Annotated in this window: 13 protein-coding genes; 10 read left to right on the forward strand and 3 right to left on the reverse strand. The window is 49.6% G+C overall.

Annotated features, from left to right (window positions below; genetic code table 11):
• The first annotated feature begins 36 nt into the window (after positions 1–36).
• The 5 genes from NYE69_RS12190 to NYE69_RS12210 all read left to right on the forward strand — a co-directional run bounded on the left by NYE69_RS12190 (position 37) and on the right by NYE69_RS12210 (position 3,296).
• Positions 37–198 (forward strand): hypothetical protein, encoded by a 162-nt coding sequence (locus tag NYE69_RS12190; protein ID WP_340926392.1) that lies wholly within the window; start codon positions 37–39, stop codon positions 196–198.
• Positions 199–646: 448 nt separating this feature from the next.
• A complete protein-coding gene (gene serC / locus NYE69_RS12195) occupies positions 647–1,735 on the forward strand; it encodes a 3-phosphoserine/phosphohydroxythreonine transaminase (RefSeq protein WP_340926394.1) in 1,089 nt (362 codons plus the stop codon).
• A 196-nt stretch (positions 1,736–1,931) separates the two neighbouring features.
• On the forward strand, positions 1,932–2,396 hold the full coding sequence (gene trmL / locus NYE69_RS12200; protein WP_124331685.1) for a tRNA (uridine(34)/cytosine(34)/5-carboxymethylaminomethyluridine(34)-2'-O)-methyltransferase TrmL: 465 nt from the start codon (positions 1,932–1,934) through the stop codon (positions 2,394–2,396).
• Positions 2,397–2,401: 5 nt separating this feature from the next.
• Complete coding sequence (locus NYE69_RS12205) at positions 2,402–2,962, forward strand: maltose acetyltransferase domain-containing protein (protein ID WP_240752509.1); 561 nt, start codon at positions 2,402–2,404, stop codon at positions 2,960–2,962.
• An 88-nt stretch (positions 2,963–3,050) separates the two neighbouring features.
• The gene (locus tag NYE69_RS12210; protein WP_340926396.1) at positions 3,051–3,296 is read left to right on the forward strand and encodes an AbrB/MazE/SpoVT family DNA-binding domain-containing protein; all 246 of its coding nucleotides are present in this window, start codon (positions 3,051–3,053) and stop codon (positions 3,294–3,296) included.
• A gap of 448 nt (positions 3,297–3,744) precedes the next feature.
• Here NYE69_RS12210 and NYE69_RS12215 read toward each other — a convergent pair whose 3' ends face one another.
• Both NYE69_RS12215 and NYE69_RS12220 read right to left on the reverse strand, forming a co-directional pair.
• Positions 3,745–4,812: a phosphodiester glycosidase family protein gene (locus NYE69_RS12215; protein ID WP_240752510.1), complete on the reverse strand. Its 1,068-nt coding sequence runs from the start codon at positions 4,810–4,812 to the stop codon at positions 3,745–3,747.
• Positions 4,809–5,219 (reverse strand): hypothetical protein, encoded by a 411-nt coding sequence (locus tag NYE69_RS12220; protein WP_240752512.1) that lies wholly within the window; start codon positions 5,217–5,219, stop codon positions 4,809–4,811. The genes NYE69_RS12215 and NYE69_RS12220 overlap by 4 nt, the downstream gene beginning before the upstream one ends.
• 165 nt (positions 5,220–5,384) lie before the next feature.
• On the opposite strand from NYE69_RS12220, the gene NYE69_RS12225 reads away from it, so the two are divergent.
• Positions 5,385–7,031 (forward strand): hypothetical protein, encoded by a 1,647-nt coding sequence (locus NYE69_RS12225; protein ID WP_340926397.1) that lies wholly within the window; start codon positions 5,385–5,387, stop codon positions 7,029–7,031.
• Positions 7,032–7,233: 202 nt separating this feature from the next.
• Here the strand turns inward: NYE69_RS12225 and NYE69_RS12230 are convergent, their stop codons facing one another.
• Positions 7,234–7,989 (reverse strand): DUF2161 family putative PD-(D/E)XK-type phosphodiesterase, encoded by a 756-nt coding sequence (locus tag NYE69_RS12230; RefSeq protein ID WP_155621575.1) that lies wholly within the window; start codon positions 7,987–7,989, stop codon positions 7,234–7,236.
• Positions 7,990–8,273: 284 nt separating this feature from the next.
• Here NYE69_RS12230 and NYE69_RS12235 point away from each other — a divergent pair, with 284 nt between their 5' ends.
• The 4 genes from NYE69_RS12235 (at position 8,274) to NYE69_RS12250 (ending at position 19,723) form a co-directional block, all read left to right on the forward strand.
• On the forward strand, positions 8,274–10,169 hold the full coding sequence (locus NYE69_RS12235; protein ID WP_328270515.1) for a PrkA family serine protein kinase: 1,896 nt from the start codon (positions 8,274–8,276) through the stop codon (positions 10,167–10,169).
• Between the two features lie 522 nt (positions 10,170–10,691).
• The gene (locus NYE69_RS12240; RefSeq protein ID WP_328270516.1) at positions 10,692–13,325 is read left to right on the forward strand and encodes an OmpL47-type beta-barrel domain-containing protein; all 2,634 of its coding nucleotides are present in this window, start codon (positions 10,692–10,694) and stop codon (positions 13,323–13,325) included.
• Between the two features lie 17 nt (positions 13,326–13,342).
• Positions 13,343–18,997, forward strand: coding sequence for an RHS repeat-associated core domain-containing protein (locus NYE69_RS12245; protein WP_340926398.1), 5,655 nt, complete (start codon positions 13,343–13,345; stop codon positions 18,995–18,997).
• Between the two features lie 75 nt (positions 18,998–19,072).
• Entirely contained in the window at positions 19,073–19,723 is a 651-nt protein-coding gene (locus tag NYE69_RS12250; protein ID WP_328270518.1) for a YfjL-like protein, read from the forward strand.
• The last annotated feature ends 22 nt before the right edge of the window (positions 19,724–19,745 follow it).

The following is a 19,745-nucleotide window of genomic DNA, read 5'->3' on the forward strand; positions in this document are numbered from 1 at the left end:
CCTAATAATCAACGCTTGACAGGGAAGGCCGGTGGGTTGGTTGGCGGGGTGGTCGGCGGATCAACATCCACTGTCCGGACTCTTTGCACGATTATCCCATTTGATCAGGAAGCAGAGAAGAAGATAAATTCAGAGAAGAAGAAGATAAATTCAGAGAAGAAGAAGATAAATTCAAAAGAAGAAGATATATTTGAGTGAAGCGGATATATTTAGGGTAAGCATATTTGTTAGAGATTATTAGACGGATTAGGGAGAAGTAGACATGTTCGAGATCATTAGACGGGTTTAGAAGAAAGAGGTTTAGAAGAAGTGAAGAGACCTGACGTGAGGAATGGGGCAACCGCCTCATTTTTTCCTGATCTCTTTTTTGTTTATTCCGTACACTAAGCCCCCTGCCCCCCTGAACGAAGGGGATAATCGTGCAAAGCGGCATGCAGGGACACCCATACACGAACATTCATACCCGAACATCCATACACGAACACAGCCTATGTCTTTATTAAAATGAAGCATTAATGTGTCATTTCTGTAAACTGGCGAATTTTTGCGAAATATCAGCTTGCTGGGCGGCGGTTTAGTTGATATGATAATCCTTATCTAAAACTTCGAACCATACAAGCCATGGAAGGGAAAGGGATGGGGAGCAATGAGTAACAGAGCTTATAACTTTAACGCCGGACCGGCCGCACTGCCGCTGGAAGTGCTGGAACGCGCCCAGGCTGAATTTGTCGATTTTCGCGGAACAGGCATGTCGATTATGGAAATGTCCCACCGCGGAGCCGTGTACGAAGCGGTTCATAACGAGGCGGCCAGCCGCCTTTTGAAGCTGCTGGGCAGCCCGTCAGGCTATCAGGTGCTGTTCCTGCAGGGCGGGGCTTCCACGCAGTTTGCAATGATTCCGATGAACTTTCTGAGCGAAGGCAAGACGGCCGGTTACGTGAAATCGGGAAGCTGGGCCAACAAGGCGATTAAGGAAGCCAAGCTCATCGGCGAGACGTTTATCGCGGCCTCCTCGGAGGAAAGCAAATATATGTCCGTTCCGGATGTCAGCAGCTTGAATCTTCCGGATAACGCGGCGTACGTGCATATCACGTCCAACGAGACGATTGAAGGCACGCAGTTCCGGCAGTTCCCGGATACCGGCAGTGTGCCGCTGATTGCCGATATGTCGAGTGACATTTTGTGCCGCCCGTTTGATCTCAAGCAATTCGGCATGGTTTATGCCGGAGCCCAGAAAAACCTCGGCCCGTCCGGCGTGACGGTCGTAATCGCCCGCGAGGAACTGCTCCGCGAGTCGCCGAAGCATCTGCCGACGATGTTCCGGTACGATACCCATGCGGAAAACAACTCACTTTACAACACTCCGTCATCCTTTTCCGTCTACATGGTGAACGAAGTATTGAAGTGGATTGAGGAACAAGGCGGTTTGCAAGGCATCGAGCAAAAAAATGAGCAAAAAGCCGGCCTCCTCTATCAAGCGATCGACGCAAGCGGCGGGTTTTACCGGGGCTGTGTGGAGCAAGGCAGCCGTTCGACGATGAACGTAACGTTCCGCCTCGCTTCCGAAGAGCTGGAAAAGCTGTTTGTCAAAGAGTCGGAGCAGGCTGGTTTTGTCGGGCTCAAAGGCCATCGCAGCGTCGGCGGTCTGCGCGCTTCGATCTACAATGCCGTGCCGTATGACAGCATCAAGGCATTGGTCGAATTTATGGACCATTTTCAAAAATCGCATGGCTAAGCGGGTCTCGGGTCTGGTGGACCTGGCCGCTGTTTAGGGCTATAGCTAAAATACGGCTCCATCATCGCATGGTTTGACGGTGGTGGAGCTTTTACTTTCGGTTCCCGCACCTGAAAGAAGGCGGCCGATTTGCTATAATGGAACAAGCGCTGCCCGAGGATGGACAGACTCACAAATTGGACGAGGTGTTAGTTTCATGGCATTGCATATTGTGCTGGTGGAGCCGGAAATTCCGGCAAATACGGGGAATATCGCCAGAACCTGCGCGGCGACGGGGACCCATCTGCATCTGGTGCGTCCGCTGGGGTTTCGTACCGATGACAAAACTTTAAAACGGGCCGGGCTGGATTATTGGTACGCGGTCCACATTGAATACCACGATTCCTTTCAGGAAGTGGAGGAAAAATACCGGGGCAGCCGGTTTTTCTTCGCGACCACCAAGGCGGACAAACGGTATACGGATTTCTCGTTTCAGGACGGGGATTTTCTGGTGTTCGGGAAAGAGACGAAAGGACTGTCTCCGGAAATATTGGCGGCGCACCCCGATACCGTGATGCGGATGCCGATGACGGATAAGGTCCGTTCGCTGAATTTATCCAATTCCGCGGCGATTATCGTGTATGAGGCGCTGCGGCAGCTTGATTTTCCGGGAATGGAGTAGATGTGATGAAAACGGAAAAAGAGAAGATGCTGGCCGGCGATTGGTATGATGCCAGCGATCCCGGGCTCGTTGCCGAACGGCTGCGGGCTCGGGGGTTGACCAGAGAGTTTAATGCCACCAGGGAGGATGAACGGGAGCGGAGAACCGGTATTTTGAAGCAGCTCTTCGGAAGCTGCGGCGACGATATTTACATCGAACCGACCTTCCGCTGCGATTACGGCACGAATATTTATGTCGGCAATCATTTTTATGCCAATTTCGACTGCGTTATTCTGGACGTATGCGAGGTGCATATCGGCGAGTACTGCTTTATGGCGCCGGGGGTTCATATTTATACGGCGGCCCATCCGCTGAATCCGGCCGAACGCAACTCCGGGGCGGAATTCGGGAAGCCGGTCAAAATCGGCAACAATGTATGGATCGGCGGCCGGGCGGTGATCGTTCCCGGGGTGACGATCGGCGATAACGCGGTCATTGCCGCCGGCGCGGTCGTTACGAAAGATGTGCCGGCCGGCGCGGTGGTTGGAGGAAATCCTGCCAAAATAATTAAAACAATTGAAATTTAGCAGGAATCCTGAAAATGATAGCGAAATAAAATAGATTAGGTATTTGGTTCTATTTTTACATAATTTTTTTCAGGAGAGGTGTGCCTTTATGAAACCTGCTGGTGTAGTCCGTAAAGTGGATCAGCTGGGAAGAATCGTCTTACCCAAGTCGTTGCGCCAAAGATATCAAATGAACGAGGGCGATCCCGTCGAGATTTTGGTACAGGGAGATCACATTATTTTGGAAAGATACCGTCCGAAATGCGTGTTCTGCGGATCGATGGAAAACGTGAGCGATTTTAAAGATCGTTCCATTTGCAATCAGTGTTTGGTCGAAATGAACCAGCTGTCCTAAAACCAAAGACCTGATAGCCGCGGGAAGTCCTTTCCTTCCATAAGGGGAGGCGGCCCGCGGCGGATCGCAAAATAAATGAGCTTCCCGTAAGGGGGCTTATTTATTTTGGTAGCAAACATGCGGTGGGCTTGGACAAGCGGTGATCAAACGCGCCTGCCTGGCCATAAGAAAATAGACCGCTTGCCGCGGTCTTTCTTCTTGGAATGTGCGCCGATGGGCGCTTGTCTTCATTAAAGACCTTTTGTTTTATCGTCGTTATAAGACGCAGTCAAAATCCCGCACACAAACATAGCCATAACCAGGGTAATAATCCAGAACGTCAAAGAGAAAGACAAACCCGAACACCTCCACGTTGAACTTCTGCTCTTATTATACCCGCCTATACTTTAAAAATAAATGCTAAAATGTGATGTATTTCATAGACGAAGATGATTGTGGTTTGCTTGTGCTATTTGAAGAACAGGAAGTGGGTTGGCACGGGGCGCAGGGCACCGTCCGACGGGCTGTTCACCACCCGGCCGTTGACGACGAGCGACGAAGAACCGCCGCCATCCAGGTTATAGGCGTCCTGAACGCCCATCTTTTGCAATTTTGCCTGAAGCTCCTCCAGCGTTGCCCCGGAACTTCCGTTTTCGTCCCGGCCGTCGATGACCAAAATGACCAGCTGGTCATCCTTGTAGTTGCCGATCACGGTACGCGGCGCACGTAAAGGCGAGGACCGCCATTTTTCCGGGATCGCCGTTTTCCTGCCGTCCTGAAGCAGGATGGGGACAAAGGAAGCGCCGAATTTCGGCTCCAGCCTGTCCAAATCTTCCTTGCGCTCAAACTTGCCGCCGATGAGCTTGCCGGATTTGCTCAAACCGACGAAAAACAAATCCTTATAGGTGGCTTCGAACCCGTTTACATATTTGCCGCCCACGATCGTCGTGCTTAACGGGTAACGTTTGCCCCGGGAATCGGCGAATCCGCCGGCGTTGATCCCGGCCACGGCGCCGTAGCGCTGGACGGCTTGTTTGGTCGTTTCCGAACCGCCCAGCATGTCTTTGCCCAGCGTCATTGTCATCGCGTCCGGAGATTTCAGCTTAACCTTCATCGCGTAGCCCCGGTAGGTTCCCGGGTTGACTTTGTATAACTCGATGCGAATCCGGTCGCTTTGGACCGTTTCGTACGGCGTTCCGAGCTTGGCCGTGATTCTTCGGTTATAAATCGTCGCGGGCATTCCGGCGGACGTTTTGGCCGTTTTCACGATGGTGCTCATCGCCGAGGTCGTTTTGCGGTACAGCTCGGCGGTTTTTTGAATGGACGAAATCGTGGTTTTGGCGTTCGCTTGCGCCTGCGTAAGTCCGCGGGAAATCGCCCCGGTCGTCTGGAAAATATCCGCCTCCGGCGTAATATCGCCGGGTGGGCTGTTCCATTCGATACGGGGGCCGCTGATCAGCAGGGCGATCAGAAGGCCAAACAAAGGACCGGTTGCCAGCAGAAAAAAACGGTTGACTCGTTTTACCGGCGTAATCATTTGAGCAGACCCATCTGTTTTTGAAGCTTGGCCAGCTGCTGTTTGACCTCGTTCAGTTGAGTATACAGCTTGTTGCTGTTGTCCGTTTTTTCGCTGGTGTTGTCCTTCGTAAATTCAAGCAGTTCATTAAACGTATCGACTTTGCTCTGCAGTTCTTCGACTTCTTTCGATAAAGCCGTCAATTGCGAGGTGTAGTCGGCTTTCATCATTTCCGTTTGGCTTTGCCATTTGGCGTCCAGCTGCGCGACCATCGATTGCTTTAAATGATTGCTGTAAAAATAGGCGGCGGCGGCCCCGGCGCCGATCAACAGTACCCAGACGAGCAAAATCAAAGCTACGGAAGGACCCTGCTTTTTTCGGGGGCGGATCGGTTCGGTGACGGTTGCAGGCTCCGTAGAATAAGACATCACATGATCACCTCAAAAACTATTATTCGCAGTACCCATTCTAACACGGCGACATTTTTATCGCAAAAAGGATAGATTTAGAGAAAATATGCCAATTTAAGCATCTTTTTTTGTTTGCCGGCGCCGGTTGTCTGGAAACTTTGTCCTGGGGTACAATCGCCGTAAATGAAGCAGCGGAAAGGGGGAGTTCACCTGAACCTCTGGCTGGAGATGTTAAGGAGAAGATTGCCGCCTGCTTTTGTACTTGAAGCCGAAGAGCGGCTGGAAAACGGAACGTTGATCGGGTTGGCCGGGTCGCACGGGGACGGGGGAAGCGGCAGCCGTGATGAGAAATTAGGACCGCTCTGCGAAGAAGAACCTTGGGAGCATCGGGCGGACGAACAGTCGGCACATGATAAAGATATATTTAATGAAGAAAACATTCCACAGGATGAAAGCGCGCCTGGCGTGCAGGCAGAGGAAGCGGCGGAGCGTATGCTGGTGGATTGGCTCGCTGCCGCTTACGCCAAATGCGAAGGCGGAGAGGCGCTCCAGCCGTGGCAGTGGCTGCTTGCGGAAAGCGCCGACGGGGCGCTTGAGTTGGCGCTGCGGGCGCTGGTTCCCGGCGGCGGGGCCGTGCTGGTCGAGACGCCCGCCGCGCCGGAGGCGCTCGAGCTGATGCGCCGCCTCGGACTGCGGGCCGTCCCGGTGGAGTGCGACGGGGACGGCATGCTGCCTGACGATGTGCGGTGGAAGGCGCGGTTGGCCGGGGGCGAGCCTGCCCTGGCGTATGTTACGCCGCACTTCTCGAATCCGTCCGGCCGGGTGTGGAGCCGGCAGCGCAAGCTGGAGCTGCTTGCGCTGAGCGCGGAGCTGGCGCTGCCGATCGTGGAGGACGACACGGCAGGAGCGCTGCCGTTTGCGCTGTTATTCAAAAATCCGCAGGTTCCTGAAGCTCCGGAAGTCCCGGAAACGGGGGCTGCTGCGGAGAAGAAGTTGGCGGCGGGGCCGGGAGGTGAAACGCCGAGCGCAGCGGTGCTGGGGGACGAAATGCCAAAAGCGATGGTACCGGAAGATGAAATGTTGAAAGCGGCGGTGTCGAGGGATAAAATGCCGAAAGCGGTGGTGCCTGACGTCCCCGAGTCTCTGTTCCGCTTGCGGGAGACGGCGGGGATTCCCGGGGCCAAGGTGATCGGCGTCGGCTCGTTTGAGCGGACGCTTCTGCCGCAGCTGCCTTTGGCCTGGCTGCGCGGCGAGGCGGAGGCGATGGAAAAGCTGCGGCGGGAAGCGGGGCGCGGGAGCGGCGGCGGAAGCGGTCTGCCGGCGGCGGGCCCGGCGAGCCAATGGAGCGCGGTCGTGCGGGCCGCAGGCGGTCGGGCCGCGGGCGGTCGGGCCGGGGGCGATCGGGCTGTGGGCGGAAGGGCTGCGGCCGAGCGGGCCGTGGCCGCAAGGGCCAGGCGGCTCCGCGCCTGGCTCGCGTCGCCCGCGGCCGCGCGGCATGCCGCCGCAGCCGCGGCGGCGTACACAGCGCGGCGCACGCTCGCGCTGGAGCTGCTGCAGGCGCCCGCCTGGCGGGGCGCCCGCGCGGCCGATCCCGGCGGCGGGCTGTACCTGTGGGTCAGCCTGCCCGCCGGGATCTCCAGCGAAGCGCTGCTGCGCGCTTCGCTGCTGGAGGGCACAGCGTTCCTGCCGGGGACGCTGTGCTGCGCCGCTGAGCCGGATGACGGCTGCATCCGGCTCACCGTGGCCGCGCTCGAAGATGCGCGGCTGCGCGAGGGGCTGGCGCGCATCGCCGCCGCCCTCGCCGGCTTTACGGCGCGTTCCGGGGGCTGACGCGCCGCCTGCGCCCAGCGCCTACCGGCTGGGCTCAGGCAAAGCCATCGCATGGCTACCGGCCACGGCTGGCTCGCACTGGGCCGCCTGCCCCTCGGTTATCGTGCGTTCACACAAAGCGGCCAGCCGCTGCCGGTCCCGCGCGTTCACTTAGATCGGGCCCTCGCCGGGCCACGTCCCTCGCCCAAAGCCGGCGCCCGGCCTACTCCGCCCCCTCGCTCCGCTCCAAGGCCGCCGCGGCGCGCCGCCACGTGTCCACGACGTGGGCGTACTGCCGCAGCCCTTCCGTCCCCGCGGGCGTCAGACAATAGCGGCCGCGGGCGACGCGGCGGAACCAGCCGTAGTAGTCGCGCTGCAGAATCGCCGCGGCGCTGCCGACGCCGCTGCGGTCGCGCGCGTCCTTGGGAGCCATCTCCCCGCCTCCTTCCTGCAGGGCGAGCGCGACGCGCAGCGCCTTTTCGCGGTACGCCGTCACCAGCTTGGCGCCGTGGCTGCCGCCGACATTGTAATCGCCGCTGCGCTCATGAAACTCGTGCATCAGCCGCTCCGCCCGCCTTTTGACGACCTTGGGTCCCGGGGTGTACACGGTGTCTCCGGGCGCGCATAAAATCTCCACAAACGCGGGTTTCGTTTTGTACCGGGTGACCGCGATCAGGCCCAACCCGAGCCTGCGGCACAATATGGTGATTTCGCTCCAGCGCTGGTTGTGGGCCCCTTTTTTCGCGCGGTTTTTCTCCACGGCCAAATAAACCTCGCCGCTTAGCTTCTGCCGTTCGAGTCCCTGCAGCAGCAGCGGCAGGTTAAATGTCTTTTTCATTTCGACGATCAGCGGCTCATCGCTGCCCGGCCGATAGCCGACCAGGTCGCAATGGCGGACTTCGCTGCGCACGATGTATCCGCGCTCCTCAAAAAAAGCCTTCAACGGGGCGTATAATTCCGTCTCATGCTGTACGGCCATGACGATCTCCTTTACCAAAAAGTCCTTCTTTGTCCTGCAAACCTAACTTTTTGAACTCACATTTTATGTATCCATGATCAGTACAAATTATAGCACAAACCTCAATCCCTACTTTTTCGATGTGAATATTTTTAGCCCGAAAACGGTCAACATCTCGGGAAAAGCCGCATAGGAATGTAATACACTTTTTAACGTGGAAGCTCCATTTAAACTCAGCTTCAGATACAAAGGCCAAGGCCGGGGACGCGGGAGAACCCCCAAGCGGGATACAGGAGGTACCTAACATGGACATTTTTGAACGTATAGCGGCTTACCGGGCGGAAAGCGACTCTTTGTCGTGGAGCGGCACATTTAAACAATATATCGAACTTTTGGCCAAGGACTCTTCGCCGGCGATGACCGCCCATGCCCGAGTTTATGAGATGATCAAGTCTTATGGGATAGAGGAAGTTGACGGCCGGAAAAGGTATAAATTTTTCGAGCAGGAAATCTTTGGGCTGGACCGGGCGATTGAAAAGCTGGTCGAGGAATATTTTCACTCCGCCGCCCGCCGGCTGGACGTCCGGAAGCGGATTCTGCTTCTGATGGGCCCGGTCAGCGGCGGCAAATCGACGCTGGTGACGCTGCTGAAACGGGGGCTGGAGAAATTTTCACGGACGGAAAAAGGGGCCGTATACGCCATTGCCGGCTGCCCGATGCATGAGGACCCGCTCCATCTTGTTCCGCATGAGCTAAGGCCCGAGGTAGAGAAGGCACTGGGCGTCCGGATCGAAGGCAACTTATGCCCGGTCTGCCAGTTGAAGCTCAAAACGGAGTACGGCGGCGACATTGAAAACGTCAGGGTAGAGCGGGTGCTGCTCTCCGAGGACGAGCGGATCGGCATCGGCACGTTCAGCCCTTCCGACCCAAAGTCGCAGGACATCGCCGATTTGACGGGAAGCATCGACTTCTCGACGATTACCGAATACGGATCGGAGTCCGATCCCCGGGCATACCGGTTTGACGGCGAGTTGAACAAAGCCAACCGCGGGCTGATGGAATTTCAGGAAATGCTGAAGTGCGACGAAAAGTTTCTGTGGAACCTGCTGTCATTGACCCAGGAGGGCAACTTTAAGGCCGGCCGGTTTGCGCTGATCAGCGCGGATGAGCTGATTATCGCCCATACGAACGAAGCGGAATACAAATCGTTTATCGCCAATAAGAAAAACGAGGCGCTGCAGTCGCGGATGATCGTGATGCCGATTCCGTACAATCTCAAGGTGTCCCAGGAGGAGAAAATTTACGCGAAGCTGATCGGCCAAAGCGATATGAGCCACATTCACATTGCCCCGCACGCGCTAAGGTCGGCGGCGATTTTTTCCATCTTGACCCGGCTCAAGGAGACGAAAAAGCAGGGCGTCGATCTGGTGAAAAAAATGCGCCTGTACGACGGCGAGGAAGTGGAAGGCTACAAGGACGCCGATTTGAAGGAGCTGCAAAACGAATACTTGGAGGAAGGGATGTCCGGCGTCGATCCGCGCTACGTGATCAACCGGATTTCCAGCGCGCTGATCAAGCAGGACCTGCACTGCATGGGGGCGCTCGATATTTTGCGGGCGATCAAGGACGGCCTCGACCAGCATGCTTCCATCACGAAGGAGGAGCGCGAACGCTATTTGAACTTTATTGGCATCGCCCGGAAGGAATACGACGAACTGGCCAAAAAGGAAGTGCAAAAAGCGTTTGTGTATTCGTTCGAAGAATCGGCGCGCACGCTGTTTGAGAACTACCTCGACAACATCGAAGCGTTCTGCAACTGGACCAAAATCCGCGATCCGCTGACGGATGAGGAGCTGGACCCCGATGAGCGCTTGATGCGTTCCATCGAAGAGCAGATCGGCATCTCGGAAAACGCCAAAAAAGCGTTCCGGGAAGAAATCCTGATCCGCATTTCCGCCTACTCGCGCAAAGGGAAAAAATTCGAATACAACCATCACGACCGGCTGCGCGAGGCGATCGAAAAGAAGCTGTTCGCCGATCTCAAGGATATCGTGAAAATTACGACGTCGACCAAAACGCCGGACGAAAATCAGTTAAAGCGGATCAACGAGGTCAGCAAACGGCTGATCGACGAGCACGGGTATTGCCCGGTGTGCGCCAACGAGCTGCTGCGCTATGTGGGAAGCTTGTTGAACCGTTAAATGAACATGCTCTGCCGGTAACATCCATGGTAAGATGAACTCCCTGCTTTGATATTTCTGAAGAATATCGAGGCAGGGATTTTTTTACTTAGTTCTGAAGCCCTGAAACTTCATAGAGTACTAATTTTCAATTATAACTCCCGAGGTTAGGCGGCTTAGCGCAAAATAACTGATGGATAGAGATTTCGGACAAGGTCGTCTGAGCTCTGTCCATTTTTTAGTTGTAATTATTTTATACGGATCGGCGAATCGTCTTCACACAAATCTTTCTAGCATAAAAAACGACAAAATTAGTAACATCATGTATCCAAACCAGGTGTCGACATGTTTCGCTATATGCAAAAGCCAAAAATGGAATGATAATACTATTTGGATTTTGTGAAATTAGGAGGATGGGAGGGCGGGAGTGAATCATAAGTGAATCTAAAGAAGCAGGTCTTTGGATATTACATTGGAAGCATGCATGTAGGAGATGGAACAAGATTACAACTTTATAGAGTCTTGATTAGAAAGGGGAGCAGTATGACTAGCAAAAGAATAAACAGACAAGTTTGCCTTATGCTCATCGCAGTATTTTGGATATTATCAGTTTCATTATATATTACAAGCAATAAAGCAGAGGCAGCAGGTGAGTGGAAACCGATTTATAGCAAAACTCAAAGACTAATGTACTACGAAGATAATGTGTACTTGCATTATCCAACAAATATCCCCAGAAGTGAACTGGGGAATTACAGAATAGATCTCTCTTGGACTTATACCACATATCTTATATATCACTACAATAAAACAGATATTGGTACTATTGATGTTAGAGCAGTAAAGTCTGGTGACACTAATATTATGAGGAGAAAAAATATTGTATATGGGGATAATAGGGGCGGTTCTGCTTCCTTTTTGTTCTCCAATAACAATGACTTTTCTGTCACAGAAAACATTCTAACTCACTTTAGCACCTATGAACCTAATCTTATAGATACCATCACTATGGTTATCTACTATAGAGATGTAAGCCCTCCTACTAATCCTACAATATCTGTTAACCCACCGGGATATACCCAAGGCAACGTCTCTGTTTCGATCGGTGGGAGTACGGACAACACGGGAGTTGCCAGTTATGAGTACAGCCTTCAAGGAGCTCATAATTCGGGGTGGACGGTATATAACAACCCGATAACGATTACCAACCCCGGACAGACCACGATTAGTGCCAGGGCGGTAGATGCAGCGGGCAATGTCAGCGGGGTGAGCACTTCCAGTGCGTACATAGACCAAACAGGCCCAACTGAACCAGCCGTATACATTAGCCGATCGGATTGGAGTAATACGGACGTCATGGTAGGCATCAGCAGCCACGGGGCGGACAGCCAGTCCGGCGTATCGAGAAGTGAAATCGCCGTGACAGGAGCAACTAATATAGGATGGCAAACCTATACGGGGACGTTCAACATATCCGCTAATGGTCAGAGTGTCGTCCATGGCCGAACGATAGACAATGCTGGTAATGTGGGTCCAGAAAGTACAGGTGTGGTCTACATTGATAAACTTGCGCCCAACCTGCCAACAATTAGCATGGATGGGAACTGGACCAGCAGCGGTAAAACTTTTACGCTCCAACACGGAACAGATAATGGAGGAAGCGGAGTAAACCGAAGTCAATACAAGCTCGGAGATAGTGGGGCATGGACCGATTACACCGATCCGGTAACCGTAAACCAAGAGAACCTCGTCGTTTACGCCAGAACGATAGATAATGCCGGTAATGCGGGCGAGGTTGCTCAATCCAACGGAAATATTGACTGCACACCCCCGGCGCAGCCTTCCATTACATTGAGTGAGACCGGATATACGTCCAAAAATGTTTCGGTCACCGTAACCAGCGGGCAGGATGCCCTGAGTGGCGTGCTGAAATCACAGTATCGGATTGATAGCTCAGGAGCATGGACCGATTATACGGCGCCCTTTTCAGTGACCAATGAAGGGGTAACGACCATCTATGCCCGTACCATGGACAAAGCAGGGAATGTGAGCGAAGAAGCAACCGCAGTGGCTAAAATTATTCGGACCAAGCCGGTAAAGCCAGCTATCACCTTAAGTCCTGTGGACTGGACGAGCCAAAATGTTATCGCGACAATCAACAATCCAAACAACTCAACCGGAAGCATCTCCTACAAGGCTCAGTATAAAGTCGGGGATACCGGCGCATGGGCTGATTACCAGTCTCCCATCACCGTTGGAGATGAAGGCATAAAGGTGTATGCGAGGGTTGTTGATGCAGCAGGTAACTTTAGTGAAGAAGTCTTGGCTGAACCAAGAATAGATACGACAGCTCCGACGGAACCGGTGATTGAAAGCATATTGAATCCGAGCGGATCAGGAGCCAATATCACGGTAACGCCGGGAACGGATACACTTAGCGGAGTGAGCCGGACGGAGTACAAAATCGGGGATCAGGGCACCTGGACAGCGTATGCGGCTCCATTTACCGTTAACCGTCAGGATGCGGTCATCGTCTATGCAAGAACGATAGATCGGGTCGGGAATGTATCCATTGAAGCGGTAGCGGTAATTGATGCGAATTTATACCAGAAAACACTGGCCGAAGCCATCCAAGCAGTTGAAAAAGCTGAGGCATCGAGGCTTCAGTCGGATATCAATGCGGCCCGCACCCTCATTAGTGATTTAAAGGATACCGATCAAAAACTTCTGCTGAACCGATTGAATGCTATCCAAGTGATGCCGGATGTGCCAGATGATCAAAACAGCCCGTCTACTCCTGCCAACCTAGTCGGCACAAATGTAACGCCAACCAGCATCAAACTGTCCTGGAAGGCTTCTACCGATGATGAAGGCGGGGTCAGCTACGAAATCTATATTGACGGTCAGCTCATTGGTGAGACAAGAGAACTCGCTTATGAAATCACAAACTTGGATCCGCAAACCAGCTATGCGTTTACCGTGAAGGCCAAGGATGCCGCCGGAAATTATTCCGGTCCGAGCAATACGGTCACTAAAGGCGTGTCTAAAAACTATAACTACAAGTATGATGCCGCTGGAAGACTGGACTATATCGAGTCGAACGGCAAAGTGATATTCGATTACCAATATGACAAGAACGGGAATCTCATACAAATTATTACACTGGTCAATCCTTAAGATTGGAGAAAAGGTCGATGAAGAGAAAACTGGGTACGCGTAATATTGCTATATTCCTGCTGCTACTCCTTTTTTTCAATACAATGAGTGCCTATATCCCTAACATCGCGAGCGCTTCCGAGAAAACGGGTACATACGAACAAATCGCTTCCCGCTTTGGAATGTCTGCTTCATTTATCCAGAACGAGCTGCAAAAAGGATACTCTATAAATCAGATTTATACTGCACTTTTTCATGCAGAACAGTCGAGTAAAACTTATGAAGAAGCCTTGGCGGAATTGTTTCCTAAGGAATTAAATAAATCAGAAACCGTTACGAGTAATGTTTATAATCGGTTAAATACATCGCCTTTAGACGGTATCGTAGTTTTTGATGTCACGGATGACGTCGATGCGAATAAAACAGAGGACCGTAGTTCTGTTACAGAAGATGTGTACTCTATTAGTAAGGCTACAGCGAATTCCTTAAATAGAGTGGCCGATATACCTGTACTCCCCCCAATAACAGAAGAAGCTCCGGTTTACGATAAAACTTCATTTAACGACGCTCCTTACTCCGTGGGAAATGAAAAAGAAAGCATTTCCACTCTTTCGGGTAACTTGCATGTCCAAAATTCAGATATGTCGTTACCGGGGAGAAATGGTCTTGGATTTTCACTTACTCGGCAATATAATTCCAACGATGCCCAATTTTATGGCATGGGAGCTACATTAATTGATGTAAGCGAAGCAAAGCAAAATTACTACGTCGAATTTAATGTCATTGAGAAGCCTATCATAAGACAATATAAGGTGAGCTATAACGAGAAAAAATGGATCCAGGAAGATACCAATGGAGACGGGGTAGTTGACCGCAATACATATGATCTCCCTGCCACAACCAAAGTTGTAGGAACCTATTCGACATTGGAAGAGGCAAATCAGGCGGCAAGTCAAAAGATAACGTACACGGTTCCTGCAGAATCTAAGATAGTAACTGATTACATCACAGCCAGCAAACTGGAGTTGTTTCCACAATCTATTCGTTATAATCAAGATGGCTTTGTTGGAAGTCTTGAGCCTAGAGGACAGGCAATAGTAATTTCAGGATCGTATACCCCACCAGATTTTAAGATGGTTTCCACGAGGTGCACCTATCGCCGAGATGGAATGTATAATGGCACTGGATTCTGGTCTCCGTTCTATGTAACAGATAATTGTAGTGAGCCATATATGACATACAATGACGGTCTATATAGCGGAACAATTACCAAATTCGGTCAAACGGCTTTTTCCACTTGCCCTTCCCCAGATTATAGCAGACGGAACACCTATTGTACTGCAGCAGCTTCTGTCGACTATAGTGGCATGGTCTATTCAAAGGGAACTCCAGACACTAGAGTTTGGGGGCTGAACTATAGGGGAACTGTTACCAAACCCGGATACACCAGTGACACCGGCTACGATGCTTGGGTCGACAATGGGCAGGGAGGAAGGATAAGGTACGCATATACTGCCGACGGCCTGCCATGGATCGATAAGCTTGAGTCTGAAGGAAATGGAAGTAAGGTTCTGAAACAGACACAGCTGTACTCTACACTGGAAGAAGCTGAAGCATGGAAAGAGATTATCGCTAGCAATCCCGGTTTGGAGATTACCGGCTCGGAAGAAGGCGCCGAACCTAACTATCGTTATTATATTGCAGAAGGCGCTCATCCCGTTATTGGTGCAGTAACCGTTGAATATCAACCCAAATTTATCTATCAGAATACGACTAATACGCCCTTAAATGAGCAGCTTTTTCCATTAGGCAAAGGGTGGGCCTGGAATCTCCCATATGTAGAAACCAAAGATGATAAACAATATATTCATCTTCCTGAGGGTGGAAGTTATGAAATTGAGGGAGACCAACTCAAAAATTATGATTGGAAGGGACTTACCTTTGCAGCGGACGAAAGCGTAAACGTAAATGGTGAGGTGTCAGCTTACGTACTAAAGTCAACGGATGCCCAGCCTAAATACTATTTTTCAAAAGACGGCAGATTACTGCAGATTTCGGATGCCTACAACAACTTTATTCACTTTTACTATGAACAAAATGCCACCTATAATCGTAAATTGTTGAGCAAAATTGAGGATGCCATTGGGAACACAATAGAAATTTCGTACTCCGCGACTGAGGTTACAGTTGTTAAAGGAAATGAGACAGTTGTTTATAAAAAGCATACGGAGCAAGGAGTTGAACTTCTCGATTCGGTAACAGATGCAGCCGGAAGGAAAACGACGTATTCATATACTTTGGCTCCTGCTAAATTTAATCTAAACGCCTCAGAGCCAGGAAGACAATTGTCGAATCCATACGCGCTTCTGACCAAAGTGTACCATCCTACCGGAGCTGCCACCGTCTACACCTACGATGGCCAACCGGTACGGCGCTATATTGGTGCGAATTCTGTTAACGAGGCTTACCGCGCCGTCTCGCGAGTGGATCAAATTATTTATAGTAATGACCTAGTTGAGGAGTTTAATCGCGAAACGATACACTATACTTCCGACATGGCGGCGGCTTATGAGGGCAATACAAGCTTTTCAACCCTTATAAATAATGGATTAACGAATTCGACTTATAAATACAATAAGAAATATGTCGGTTATAATGTCGGTTCACAATATTACTTGGAACAGGCCGTTGTTCAAGCAGGGGAAATCGAGAAGGTAACCAGCTATCAGTATGATAAACAGGTAGAGGGAAGAGCGTATTCGGCGCCAGTTCCAACGGTTACCACATCGAGTAATAATCAAAATTCAGATGTATATACTTCAAGCGCGGTGTACGACGACTACGGAAATGTTACGGAATCAACGGATGATCGGGGCGCAAAATCGTACTATACGTACGATACCAATCGTCTCGTTAAAACAGCGTTAGAACCTCTTGACTCCAACACCAATGGCTATGTTGAATTTGTACGAAATGGGCAAGGAGATATTGTTCAAACTACTGTTCGCGAGAACAATGCAAGCGGTAAATTACTTCAGAAGGTGGAGTATGCGGATAGAGACTCGTACGGGAATGTCACCAAGCAAATCATTACTAATGGCGATAAAACGGTTACTACTCTAAGCGAGTACAGCAGCCAGTATGGTAATGCATTTCCTACTTTGCAAAGTGTACAAGTGACGAACGCGGATGGCGATATTTCAACAATCACGAAAAAAACCAGTTATAACAAAATTACAGGGCTAGTCACTGCTGCAACGGACGGAAATGGCCATGTAACCACTTATGAATACGATGCGCTTGGACGTGTGATTAAGGTAACCTATCCCGATGGAAACAACATAGGCGCGTCTTATGATGATCAGGAAAATACGGTAACCGTAACGAATGAATTGGGCGTGAAGTCTAAGACACGTTGGAATGCTTTGGGCTGGAACATTGAGACGGGCTTGTATAATGGCACAGAGTATCAGGTTAAAACAAAATCGGCTTACGATCACAATGGCCGCCTTGTGTCGAGTGAAGATGCATTAGGAAACCTTACTAGATATGCCTATGATGGTTTGGATCGTCTTACTTCAACAACTTATCCGGATGGTTCAACGGCCACAACGACTTACAACGATGCTCTTCGCCAAGTAATACAAGCTGATGGAGAAGGCAATAAGCAAATTAACACTTATGATAAGTGGAATAGAATTGAGACAACGGAAGAACAGCCGGGTAATCAAGATAAAAGTACGGTTGTGGCAAAGTTTGAATACGATCGGGTCAACGACCAGGTTCTAAAAGATTATGATGCTCTGAATAACACCACTTCTTACAAGTATAATTCATCAGGCAAAGTTATTTCGGTTACAGATCCTAACGGAGACATCACCAAGTATGACTATGATATGCTTGGGAATTTGATTCAAATCACATATCCTGATGGCCATGTTAAATCGAAGAGTTACGATGAGCTTGGACGTGTTATTCAGACCAAAGACGAAGCCGGCCAGTCCGAAAAACAGTATTTTGATCCTAGTGGAAATGTAATTCGTGTGGTAGATCGAAACGGGAACTCGACGGTTTTTGAATATGACGGCCGCAACCGTTTGAAAACACGGAAAAGCACCAGTGAAACGGTAAGTTATACCTATGATGCAGCCGGTAAACGTCTGTCGATGACGGATGGAACCGGAACAACTACTTACGAGTACGATAAGTACACGGAACAGTTGAAGACGATGACTTACCCGGATGGATTAACCCTTGCCAATCAATATGATGCAGGAAATAATCGAACACATATGGTAGGGCCATTTGGAGCCGAAACATTCTATACTTACGACAACTTGAACCAAGTGAAAACGGTAGGAAGTGTAGAAAAGCAACCGGACACAACGTATCAGTATTATAAAAATGGACTGGTTCAAGGCGCAGTTTCAGGCAATGGTTACGAAACTCAAAATCGGTATTCAGGCGCGAAATTGACGGAGTTAAACCATGTGCTGGCAGAAAATGTTACCCATCATTTCGAGTATGTTTATGATGATAATAAAAATATCAGAGAGCGCCTGCAAAACGGAATTAATGATTCATTTACGTATGATGAGCTAAATCGAATAAGCACCTCGACAGAAAACAACGAGACTTACACCTATGACCCTCGAGGCAACCGTCTTACCTTGATGACGGACCAAGAATTAAAGACGAAACCAAGAGAATACAGCTATGATGATCAAAATCGTTTAACTAAGGTAAGTTTGAATGGTCAAACCGTTGAATACCGATATAATGGAGACGGTCTGCTGGTTGAAAGAATTCAAGGCGGAGTACACACGCGCTATTATTATGACAGCAACAGTGAACAAATAATAGCTGAAGCAACCGTAGAAAACGGAAAGCCCAATTTGGTCGCAAATTACACAAGAGGACTGAAGCTGGAAGCTATAGAATATGCAGATCAAACCAAAGCCTATCCGTTATATAATGGACACGGGGATTTAATAGAGTTGAGAGATTCAGCAGGGACGTTACTGAACCAGTATCAGTATGATATATGGGGAAATATCATTTCCGAACAGGAGAAAGTCCATAATCCATTCCGTTATTCTGGTGAGCTATGGGATGACGAGGTTGAGTTACAGTACCTGAGAGCCCGCTGGTATGATCCGTCCATAGGGAGATTTATAAATGAGGATACGTATGAGGGGCAGCTTACTGATCCGCTAAGTTTGAATTTGTATACGTATGTAGAGAATAACCCGTTCAAGTATGTCGATCCTTCTGGTCATGATGCGGTAATATTAACAAATCCAGATTTGGCATTCGGAATGGGACATACTTCGGCATTAATAGAAAATTCACAAAGGGAATGGTACTATTTTTATTGGGGAAATCAGAATGTTCAAGCAGTACTGATTGACGATTCAGATGTATTATCATCAATCGATAAACTTAATGAGTGGGGCAGAGAGAAAGGGCTTGCTGGATTTGGCAAAAGTGGGTACACTTCCTCCACCTACATTATGGGAGACTTTAATAAAAGTGTTGAAAAAGCCAAGTCTCTAGCAGATTCACATCCGTTCAGTGGTAAAAATGAGGATTATTGGGTAATTGGTTCAAGTTGTTTGGATATCACGGTACAAGTATTGTCTCTGGCTACACTATACAATGGGACATCAGCTTCAAGATTCGGGTTGGTTTAGCAGCAAAATAAATATGGCTAATTTCAATATGTATAGAATAAATTTGCTACTTGGAAGAAAGCCATAAGGAGGTTCATGGATATACTTCGGAAAATTTTATTTACATTAGTATCTGTGGTAGCAGTTTTTATTGTCATAACTTTAACAACGGGGAATCCTCTCGACAGATACACATTCAAGAACGAAGCCAGAGACTATCTTAAGGCCGCCTACCCTGATTTAAAATTAAGGGTAACGTCTGTTGATTATGATTTTAAACAAAATAAATTTTTGGCATCAGCGCAGACGGATACAGGTATTCATTTTATTGTTTATGAAGATTATGATGGGAAAAAGATTGACACCCTTGTTTACTCCATATGGATGGATGAAATAAGACGTTCAGCAACCGAAAGAGCAGTCGAGGTTATGGGTTCAAGTGTAGAAGTAATTGTTGATATTCAGTTGGCGCCTAAGGAGGAACTAAAAATATTAAATAAGGTTCCTTCGTATTCTGAAGTCAGTGGCGAATTTGCTTCACACACTACCATAGCTTTTATTGCTGATTTACCGAAAGATACTATTCTTTCAAAGTGTTTTGAAATAGTTCATTGGCTTATTAAGAAAAAGTATTTTGCCGAGGTGTCATTTATGACTAAGGAAAAGCAGCTATACATTTTAATCCCTTATAATGAACTTGAAAAAGTAAAATCGGAAGAAGATCTGGTTAAATTTATGGTTGATTGAGCCTTTTTCAAAAGCCACATGC

This window comes from Paenibacillus sp. FSL R5-0527 (assembly GCF_038008055.1).
Lineage (GTDB): Bacteria > Bacillota > Bacilli > Paenibacillales > Paenibacillaceae > Fontibacillus > Fontibacillus macerans.

Coding starts and splice junctions, on each gene's coding strand:
- NYE69_RS12245 (WP_340926398.1), top strand. CDS start 13,343: ATGAAGAGAAAACTGGGTACGCGTAATATTGCTATATTCCTGCTGCTA.
- NYE69_RS12205 (WP_240752509.1), top strand. CDS start 2,402: ATGAAAACGGAAAAAGAGAAGATGCTGGCCGGCGATTGGTATGATGCC.
- NYE69_RS12210 (WP_340926396.1), top strand. CDS start 3,051: ATGAAACCTGCTGGTGTAGTCCGTAAAGTGGATCAGCTGGGAAGAATC.
- serC (WP_340926394.1), top strand. CDS start 647: ATGAGTAACAGAGCTTATAACTTTAACGCCGGACCGGCCGCACTGCCG.
- NYE69_RS12235 (WP_328270515.1), top strand. CDS start 8,274: ATGGACATTTTTGAACGTATAGCGGCTTACCGGGCGGAAAGCGACTCT.
- NYE69_RS12240 (WP_328270516.1), top strand. CDS start 10,692: ATGACTAGCAAAAGAATAAACAGACAAGTTTGCCTTATGCTCATCGCA.
- NYE69_RS12220 (WP_240752512.1), bottom strand. CDS start 5,219: ATGTCTTATTCTACGGAGCCTGCAACCGTCACCGAACCGATCCGCCCC.
- trmL (WP_124331685.1), top strand. CDS start 1,932: ATGGCATTGCATATTGTGCTGGTGGAGCCGGAAATTCCGGCAAATACG.
- NYE69_RS12250 (WP_328270518.1), top strand. CDS start 19,073: ATGGATATACTTCGGAAAATTTTATTTACATTAGTATCTGTGGTAGCA.
- NYE69_RS12230 (WP_155621575.1), bottom strand. CDS start 7,989: ATGGCCGTACAGCATGAGACGGAATTATACGCCCCGTTGAAGGCTTTT.
- NYE69_RS12215 (WP_240752510.1), bottom strand. CDS start 4,812: ATGATTACGCCGGTAAAACGAGTCAACCGTTTTTTTCTGCTGGCAACC.
- NYE69_RS12225 (WP_340926397.1), top strand. CDS start 5,385: ATGAAGCAGCGGAAAGGGGGAGTTCACCTGAACCTCTGGCTGGAGATG.